Annotated in this window: 5 protein-coding genes; all 5 read right to left on the reverse strand. The window is 38.7% G+C overall.

Going from position 1 to position 3487, the window contains the following annotated elements:
* The coding region (locus tag AC1DPZ_RS24110) for a hypothetical protein (RefSeq protein ID WP_477408266.1) at window positions 1-220 on the reverse strand (220 nt) is incomplete at its 3' end.
* 224 nt (window positions 221-444) lie between these two features.
* Entirely contained in the window at window positions 445-1275 is an 831-nt protein-coding gene (locus AC1DPZ_RS24115; RefSeq protein ID WP_477408268.1) for an energy transducer TonB, read from the reverse strand.
* Between the two features lie 40 nt (window positions 1276-1315).
* Window positions 1316-1861, reverse strand: coding sequence for an ExbD/TolR family protein (locus tag AC1DPZ_RS24120; protein WP_477408270.1), 546 nt, complete (start codon window positions 1859-1861; stop codon window positions 1316-1318).
* 6 nt (window positions 1862-1867) lie between these two features.
* Entirely contained in the window at window positions 1868-2497 is a 630-nt protein-coding gene (locus AC1DPZ_RS24125) for an ExbD/TolR family protein (RefSeq protein ID WP_477408272.1), read from the reverse strand.
* Between the two features lie 96 nt (window positions 2498-2593).
* Window positions 2594-3433, reverse strand: a complete 840-nt coding sequence (locus AC1DPZ_RS24130) for a MotA/TolQ/ExbB proton channel family protein (protein ID WP_477408274.1) — start codon at window positions 3431-3433, stop codon at window positions 2594-2596.
* Window positions 3434-3487: the final 54 nt, after the last annotated feature.

Raw genomic sequence — 3487 nt, forward strand, 5'->3', positions numbered from 1 at the left:
TGTATAAAAAAGTAGGCTGTGCAGCAGGGTACCTGCTTTTATAAATATACTCCTCCTGACTTACTATTGGTGCAAAAGATTCATCGGCAACAAATGTTCCTTTACCCGAGTTGAACGTATCATCGGAAAAGGGTTTTGAAGCTTTTTGTTTACAGGCCTGTAAGCTTATCGCTACAATTAATACTAAAAAAACACATCTAACATCAAACCTAATCTTCATACTGATCTTTTTTGAACAATCTGGAGAAACGCAGCATCGCGTATCCGATAATAAAAGCCCCAAAAAGCATCCGCTGATAAGGCTGTAACTGTAGCGGGAGTCGGTCCCAAAACATGATCATTAAGCCTAAAATTATAAAACAGATAAATGCAGCAGTTCCTAAAATAAGCAAAAACCGCCTTTTGGGCGATTTTTGACCTTTATTGAAATTAAATGACATTATCTTAATTATCACCAGCTAAAGTAAAGCTTACCGGTACACTATATTGTACACGAACCGGCCGGCCGTTTTGAATTCCTGGCTTCCATTTTGGTGACCCTTTTAAGGCCCGAACGGCTTCAGCATCTGTACCCGGGCTAAGGCTTCTTGACACCTTGATATCAGTTAATGATCCGTCACGTTCCACTACGAAAGTAAGGATTACCCTTCCTTGTGTGCCATTCTCACGGTCAACTGCAGGGTACCTGATGGTTTTACTCAAATAAGCACCAAATTTTTCAACGCCACCCGGAAACTCGGGTAAATTCTCAACTGATGCAAAGATCTTATTAGGATCTTCTTCAACAACTTGTTTAATATCTGAGTTACCTACCGGTTCATCAATTCTGATATCAGCATTAGGGTCGCCTTTTTGATCTTTCTGACCTGGATCGGCTACTGCAAGTTCCTTAACCGTTGGCGGATCTTTTTCCTTAACCTCATTATCTGGTTTTACAACCGGAGGAGGGAAACGAACCTGGTCAACCTTTGGTTTTGGTGGTTCTGGTGGCGGTGGAGGTGGTTTTTTAGTTTGATCCACCGGTGGTGGTGGTAACAGCACTACGTCTGTTATCTTTACTTTTTCATCAGCTTTGGGGATAAGTCCCTTGATCTTATTGATAATAGTAGGTAAAGAAATAATAAACACAAACACCACAATAGCTATTATAAGAGCTCTTGATGTATTTTTTGCGTTATCTCTTCTTAGTTCATAAGCCCCGTAAGCCTTATTCCTGTTACTAAAAACAACGTCGATCCATTTCTGATCCAATATGTCTAATTTTGATCCAAACATTTGTTAGGCTTTAATGGAAATTAATAACGTTTTAATATTCTTATTTATTGTCGTTGTATAAACCGTCTTTCTTCAACAACTCAATTTCTATAGGAGAGATGTCAACTATACCATAGCTTTGTATATTGGCTATGTTGATCTCATCAAGCACACTTACCATGTTCTTGTACTTTGATTTATCGCTTGGTTTAATCACAACAAACATAAACTTTCCGGTTTTTTCCTGTACTTCTTTACTTTTTTCAATTAAAGTTTTACGCAAACCATCTTTACCATAGTTATCAACTGTTGGTGCCGATTTACCCGGTTCGCCCAGGTACCACTCCAGCTTATCGTCACTACCTAATAAAAGGGTTAATGAACGGGAAGCAGCAATAGGTAACTGATCTTTAGTTTTTTCATCCTTATCAGGCATTGCAAGGTCCATCGCTTTAGGCTTGGCCAATGTTGTTGTCATGATAAAGAAGGTGATCAATAAGAAAGCAAGGTCAACCATCGCGGTTAAGTCAATACGGGTAGATTGCTTTTTACTTCTAACCTTCCCGCCTTTATGTTTCCCTCCCCCGGAGGTATCTAATTCTGCCATGATCTTTTATTTTTTAGGAGCGCCGCCTGTGCCGTCGCCGCTAATATTTGTTATTAAACTAAATTTGTTGACTTTTTGCTTTTGCAAAATAGTTATAACATCCTTAATCACCGGGTACTCTTCCTTACTATCACCTTTAATAGCTACACGTAACTGCGTATTGTGCAGCGCCACAGTAGCTTTACGGGCCTCGCGAATCCAGTTGAACAGCTCATTACTTACAGAATCCCTGGGGATACCTGGTTGTTTAAGTTTCTTTTGCTCATCCRCTGACATGGCTATAAACTGGTGCAGCTGGTTCATCGGAACGCCAAACGCAGTGATAGTTGAAAACCGTGTCAGTTCTTCAGGAGTAAACGTGGTTTTATAAATTTCGCCCATCTGGGTTAAGGTTTGTTTGCGGATGTCAATCCCCTCAACTCCGAAAAATGCCTTTTGCTCCCCTACAGTTATAGTACCAAAATCAGATTCAGGTATAGGCTGTTGAATTGAAGACTTCGGCATATCGATCGGAACGGGATCTTCTGTCCTTACCTTCGCGGTCATTATAAAGAAAGTAAGCAACAGGAACGCCACATCGCACATTGCGGTCATGTCAATTGCTGTACTCTTTCTTGGAACTTTTATCCTTGCCATATTAAAATTTTTAAATATATAGTGTTATAATGTATTAATTATTCCGGCCAAGTATTAAATATTGAAAAGCCAGAAAACCTAAGCACTAATATATTCTTATCTGTTGGCGTTCTTGTGGGATGAAGCAAATGTTTGAACAATGCTAAATCCTGTTTCGTCAATAGCGTATGTCAGTTTATCAATTTTTGATGTAAATACGTTGTACATTACAATTGAAATAGCTGAAGTTAAGATACCAAATGCAGTGTTGATCAAAGCTTCAGAAATGTGTGAAGACAATTCAACCTGGTTTGGCACACCTGATACAGCTAACGAAGAGAACGCTTTAATCATACCCACAACCGTACCTAACAGACCGGTTAATGTACCGATAGATACCAATGTAGCGATGATAGTTAAGTTTTGCTCCAACATAGGCATTTCTAAAGCAGTTGCTTCTTCAATATCTTTTTGGATAGCCAAAGTTTTTTGATCAACATCAAGGTTTGGTTCTGCTTCCATTTCGCCATATTTTTTCAATGCTGATTTAATAACATTTGCTACTGAACCTTTTTGTTTATCGCATTCAGATGATGCTCCGGCGATATTACCTGCATTCAATAACGCTTGTACTTTTCTAACAAAAGTATCTACACTTCCTGTACCAGAAGCTTTTCCGATAACTACAAAACGCTCAATAGAGAAAACGATCACCATTAATAAAAACGACATGATCACTGGTACAATTACCCCGCCGCTATGAACAGTTCCAAAGATATCTGATGGGTAACCATGTACATCACCGCCTTTAAAGTGACTTGGGTCGCCAAGAATAAATACAAAAATAGAAGTTGAAACAATCAAACAGATTGGAATGGTTAAAGAAGCAAACATGCCCGATGCACTTGAGCTTTCTTTCTTAACAGGAGTAGTTGGTTTTGTTGGTGCGTTTGCCATTACTTTTAATTTTTAGTTTTTAGTTTTTGTTTATATTATAAGTTAGTTAAATGT

This window comes from Mucilaginibacter sp. P4_G9, from assembly GCF_056400985.1.